The sequence below is a fragment of the Mesorhizobium sp. M7A.F.Ca.US.005.03.2.1 genome (assembly GCF_003997795.1).
Taxonomy (GTDB): Bacteria; Pseudomonadota; Alphaproteobacteria; order Rhizobiales; family Rhizobiaceae; genus Mesorhizobium; species Mesorhizobium ciceri.
Genome location: NZ_RZRP01000556.1, coordinates 1 through 4224 on the forward strand (window position 1 = coordinate 1; position 4224 = coordinate 4224).

Below are 4224 nucleotides of genomic sequence, written 5' to 3' on the forward strand. Positions count from 1 at the left end.
CGATGCAGCCGCTCCGGCAAAGCCGGCTGAGGGTGCCGGTGCGGCCGGAGCCGGGGCGGCGGGAGCGGCCGGCGCGGCACCCTCAGCCGGCTTTGCCGGAGCGGCTGCATCGGCAGGCTTGGCGCCTGCATCGGCGGCAGCCCCTGGTGCCGGCAGCGGCTTGGGATTGTCGGACAGCGTGCGCAGATAGGCGATGACGTTGGCGCGGTCCTCGTCCTTGGGCAGGCCGGCGAAGCCCATGGCGGTGCCCTTCACGAATTTCTTCGGCGAGGTGATGAAGTGGTTGATGTTGTCGTAGGTCCACTTCTCGGTGCCGCCCTTGGAGAATTCCTTCATGCCGGCCGAATAGGCAAAGCCTTCATGCTCGGCGACCGGGCGGTCGACGAGGTCCCACAGGTCCGGGCCGACCTTGTTGGGGCCGCCCTTTTCGCCGGAATGGCAGGCCTGGCACTTCTTGAAGACGGCGGCACCCTGCTCGACATTGGCGGTCGCCAGCAGATCGGCGATCGGCTTGGCCGCGGCGGCGGGCGCGGCCGGACCGCCTTCGGCGGGCTCGGCGGCCTCGATGGCGAAACCAGGCTTTTCCGGCGCCGGCGACGCAAACAGCGCATCGGACACAATGCCGACCGAGAAGACGACGAAAACGGTTCCGAGCAATCCGGCGAGCAGTTTGTTGACTTCGTTGGAATCCATACGCCCCTTGCTCCCTTTTCCGGCGGACAGAACCGTCCACTCCGTCCGTCGGTATCGTGACCCGCCCTGCCAGGGCGGTCAAATCGGGCGGAAACTAGGTCTTTTGCTGCGGCGTTGCAACACCTATAAGGGCGCTTCCAGTGAGACCTTTTGCCACTTTCCCTGTCCTCTTTCGAGACGCCTTGCACCCGAAATGTCCACGCTGATCCTGATCCCGGCCCGCATGGCTTCGACCCGCCTGCCGGGCAAGCCGCTGGCCGACATCGCCGGCGCCCCGATGATCGTCCATGTCGCCCGCCGCGCCGCCGAAGCCGGCCTTGGCCGGGTGGTGGTGGCGACCGACACGCAAAGCGTGGCGCAAGCGGTGCGCGCGCACGGTTTCGAGGCCGTGATGACGCGCATGGATCACGAATCCGGCTCCGACCGCATCCACGAGGCGCTGGTCGCGCTCGACCCCGGGCGCAAGGTCGAAACCATCGTCAATGTGCAGGGCGACCTGCCGACCATCGATCCCCGGATCATCGCCGCGTCGCTCAGGCCTTTCGAGGACAGTGCGGTGGATATCGCCACGCTCGGCGTCGAGATCGTCCGCGATGAGGAAAAGACCAATCCCAATGTCGTCAAGATCGTCGGCTCGCCGCTTTCCGGCAGCAGGCTGAGGGCGCTCTATTTCACCCGTGCCACGGCGCCTTGGGGCGAGGGGCCGCTCTACCATCATGTCGGCCTCTACGCCTATCGCCGCGAAGCACTCGAGCGTTTCGTCGCGCTGAAGCCGTCGCCGCTCGAACGGCGCGAGCGGCTGGAACAGTTGCGGGCGCTGGAAGCCGGCATGCGCATCGACGCCGAGATCGTCCAGTCGCTGCCGCTCGGCGTCGACACGCCTGAAGACCTCGAACGCGCCAGAACAATCCTTTCAACCTGAGATATCGGCATGCCTGAAAAGACCAACAGAATATCCTTCCAGGGCGAACCGGGCGCCAATTCCGACACCGCCAGCCGCAACATGTTCCCTTCGATGGAGCCGTTGCCCTGCCCGACCTTCGAGGATGCCTTCAACGCGGTCGAGACCAACAAGGCCGACCTCGCCATGATCCCGATCGAGAACACCATTGCCGGGCGCGTCGCCGATATCCATCATCTCCTGCCGGAATCGAAGCTGCACATCGTCGGCGAATATTTCCTGCCGATCCATTTCCAGCTGATGGTGCTGCCAGGCGTCAAGCGCGACGAGATCAAGACGGTGCACAGCCACATCCATGCGCTTGGCCAGTGCCGCAAATACGTTCGCAAGAACGGTTGGAAGGCGATCGTCGCCGGCGACACGGCCGGCGCCGCCAAAATGGTCTCCGAGGTCAAGGACCGCAGCATGGCGGCGCTGTCGCCGGCCCTGGCCGCGACCCTCTACGGGCTCGATATCATCGAGCAAAACGTCGAGGACACCGACTCAAACGTCACCCGCTTTGTCGTCCTGACCAAGAACAAGCAATGGGCCGAGCGTCCTTCGCCCGACGTCAAGATGATGACGACCTTCATCTTCCGCGTCCGCAACGTGCCGGCCGCGCTCTACAAGGCGATGGGCGGCTTCGCCACCAACGGCATCAACATGACCAAGCTGGAGAGCTACCAGCTGGGCGCTTTCACGGCGACGCTGTTTTACGCCGACATCGAGGGCCACCCCGACGACCCGCTGGTCAAGCTGGCGCTGGACGAGCTTCGTTTCTTCTCGCGCGAAGTGCGCATTCTCGGCGTCTATCCGGCCAGCGAGTCGCGTGAGCAGTGGAAGGTTGCGGACTAGATCACCGCGCCCAGCGGGACATAGTCAATCTCCATGAAGGTCTCGACCTCCGGCACCCAGCGGTCGCGCACGAAGGCGACATGGTCTGGATGGTCGTTGTATCTGGTGTAGGCGGCCTGGTCGGCGAACTCCATCGAGAAGCCGAAACGATAGTCGTTCTTGGGGCTGATCTGCCGCAATTGCTCGAAATGCGTGACGCCCCTGATCGCGGTGAGGATCCTCTTGGCGTCGACCAGGAACCGCTTTTCCTCCAGCGAATGCGGCGGATGCTTCAGCGTGAAAACGACGGTGTGACGGATCATGTCCTGCTCCTGCAATGTCTTTAGGTGTTCGCTGCCATCATTCTGAATCGACCCAGGCGCGGATGAGGTGATGCGCAATGGCGCCTTTCGGCGGCGTGATCAGATTGTCCTGGTGCGTCCTTTCCAGCATCCGGCGCACCTCGTCGCGAAAAAACCAGCGGCAGTCCTCAAGCTCGTTGAGGTCGGCCTGGATATCGTCATTGAGCGGCTCGCCGAAGCAGCCGATCATCAGCGAATAGGGGAACGGCCAGGGCTGGCTGGCGTGGTAGACGACGCGGCCAAGCCGGATGCCGGCCTCTTCCAGCGTCTCGCGGCGCACCGCCGCCTCGATCGTCTCGCCCGGCTCGATGAAGCCGGCGAGGGCCGAATACATGCCAGGCGCGAAATGACGGCCGCGCCCGAGCAGGCACTTCTCCCGCGTCGCCGTCAGCATGATCGCCACCGGGTCGGTGCGCGGAAAATGCTCGGTGCCGCAATTCGGGCAATGCCGCTTGTAGCCGCCGGCCCGCATCTGCGATTCCGTGCCGCATTTGCTGCAGAAGCGATGGCTGGCATGCCAGGCGAGCAAAGCCGCCCCTTGCGCCATCGCGCCGGCCGCCGCCTCGTCGATCAGCCCTTGCATGTAGACCGAGCGGTAGTCGATGGCCTTGACTGTTTCCGGAAGCTGTTCGGGTTCGACGCCGGCGGGCACGGCCAGCACCGGTCCTCGTTCGGAAAAGCCGAGCAGGATGCCTTGCGCCAGGGAAACCTTGAAGGGCTCGCTCTCGGTCGCACCGAACCAGGGATCGAGAGCGCCGCCATCGCCGAGCTTCAGATAGAGCCGGCCGCCATGCATCAGAAGCAGCCGCGTCGCCGGATCGGCCAGCGCCTTGTCGACCGAATCGTCGGCGCGGTTCTCGGACTGCCGGTCGATCGTGTTGCCGGCGAAGCCGACGAACTGGCTCGGCTCGCGCAAAGGCGCGTCAAACAGGCGGAAGCTCATGGGGACTCTGGAATATGTTGAGGGATGGACACGGGGAACGCTTATAGCGCCGCCTTGATCGTTTCGGCAAACCGTCGCAAGTCGGAACGTTGATAGGGCTCTCGCAGGCCATGTCCCCACACAGGACCTGGCCAGCCGGGATCGCCTTCAGAACGCGCGATGACATGGATGTGCAACTGGCGCACGATGTTGCCGAGCGCGCCGGTGTTGATCTTGGTGCAGCCGGTCGCTTTCTTCAGCGCCTGCGCCACCATATTGGTCTCGAAGGTCAGCATCGCCTGGTCGAGCGGCGTCATGTCGTGGATTTCCTCCGCGCCGGGGCGCTGCGGCACCAGCAGCAACCAGGGCCAGCGGCGGTCGTTCATCACCCGCAGCTCGCACAGCCCAAGCCACATCAACTGCTCGCTGTCCGCCTCCAGCCGTGCGTCCAGCGTGAATCCGGCCTTCAGGCC

General features: G+C 64.6%; 6 protein-coding genes. 2 read left to right on the plus strand and 4 right to left on the minus strand.

Translation table 11 applies throughout. The features are described from left to right. On the minus strand, positions 1-693 hold a 693-nt coding region (locus EN991_RS25460; RefSeq protein WP_164769362.1), incomplete at its 3' end, for a cytochrome c family protein. Positions 694-886: 193 nt separating this feature from the next. On the opposite strand from EN991_RS25460, the gene EN991_RS25465 reads away from it, so the two are divergent. Both EN991_RS25465 and EN991_RS25470 read left to right on the plus strand, forming a co-directional pair. Continuing rightward, positions 887-1615, plus strand: a complete 729-nt coding sequence (locus EN991_RS25465; protein WP_027161787.1) for a 3-deoxy-manno-octulosonate cytidylyltransferase — start codon at positions 887-889, stop codon at positions 1613-1615. 9 nt (positions 1616-1624) lie between these two features. Beyond that, the gene (locus EN991_RS25470; protein WP_013527936.1) at positions 1625-2488 is read left to right on the plus strand and encodes a prephenate dehydratase; all 864 of its coding nucleotides are present in this window, start codon (positions 1625-1627) and stop codon (positions 2486-2488) included. Here EN991_RS25470 and EN991_RS25475 read toward each other — a convergent pair. Genes EN991_RS25475 through EN991_RS25485 form a run of 3 tightly spaced genes read right to left on the minus strand, consistent with a single transcriptional unit; the run spans position 2485 to position 4221 of the window. After that, positions 2485-2790: a Dabb family protein gene (locus EN991_RS25475; protein ID WP_027161785.1), complete on the minus strand. Its 306-nt coding sequence runs from the start codon at positions 2788-2790 to the stop codon at positions 2485-2487. The two genes, EN991_RS25470 and EN991_RS25475, sit on opposite strands and share 4 nt — an antisense overlap. 37 nt (positions 2791-2827) lie before the next feature. Continuing rightward, on the minus strand, positions 2828-3772 hold the full coding sequence (gene nudC, locus EN991_RS25480) for an NAD(+) diphosphatase (RefSeq protein ID WP_013527934.1): 945 nt from the start codon (positions 3770-3772) through the stop codon (positions 2828-2830). A 41-nt stretch (positions 3773-3813) separates the two neighbouring features. Continuing rightward, the gene (locus EN991_RS25485) at positions 3814-4221 is read right to left on the minus strand and encodes an HIT family protein (protein ID WP_127369799.1); all 408 of its coding nucleotides are present in this window, start codon (positions 4219-4221) and stop codon (positions 3814-3816) included. Between the last annotated feature and the right edge of the window lie 3 nt (positions 4222-4224).